Here is a 638-nt window from a genome sequence, read left to right as displayed (position 1 = left end):
TTGGTAAAACTCAAGATCAATGTCGTCATCGGGTTCGTTGACTTCCAATTGCACCATGCCCATTTTCTTCACCAGATGCAGTTTTTTGATCGGTTCTAGGATATTCGGGTCAGTGAACTCGTAGTCCGATGCATCGCTGTTCAGTTGGTTTTTCAGCTTAATGATGTCTTCGATATCGTGGTAGATGTCGTCGGGCAATACACCTAGACCAAACAATAACTTCAAACGAACCGATAAGTCGCCAAGCGGTCCTGAATCTTGCAGTAATGGGCCGACGACCGATTGCACAGCAAAGTTATCTTTACGGAAGATTCTTTGGATGAGTCCGTCGATGGATTCGTTAAATACGTCGACGGTCGCAATAAAGAAGCCACGTACCGATGGTGCGCTGTTGAGTCGTTCAATGATCTCGCTTTCGTTGATGTTATCTGCCATATACTGATCAGTTGTTTCATTATTATATTAAGGGGAGCAGAGCTCCCCCTGAGTCAATCAAAGCTGGTTGTAAAGCGACTCGATTTGAGCCACTTCAACACTGTCTTCAGCCAGACCGGTGTATTTTGCTAGCGTTTTTGTCACGCCAACCTCTTTTAATGAGGTCTGTAGCTCAACCGCTTGCGGATCGGTGTCGTTGGTGT

1 protein-coding gene and 1 pseudogene are annotated in these 638 nt (G+C 45.8%); both read right to left on the bottom strand.

The features are described 5' to 3' along the window. On the bottom strand, positions 1–435 hold a 435-nt coding region (locus R7Q46_RS27855), incomplete at its 3' end, for an MltR family transcriptional regulator (RefSeq protein ID WP_318078388.1). A gap of 57 nt (positions 436–492) precedes the next feature. Then, a pseudogene (locus R7Q46_RS27850) lies at positions 493–638 on the bottom strand (mannitol-1-phosphate 5-dehydrogenase); the annotation flags it as partial.

The organism is Vibrio sp. 811 (assembly GCF_033339195.1).
The sequence above is the reverse complement of the archived record's forward strand: the minus strand, read 5'-3'. Positions and strand labels throughout refer to the sequence as shown.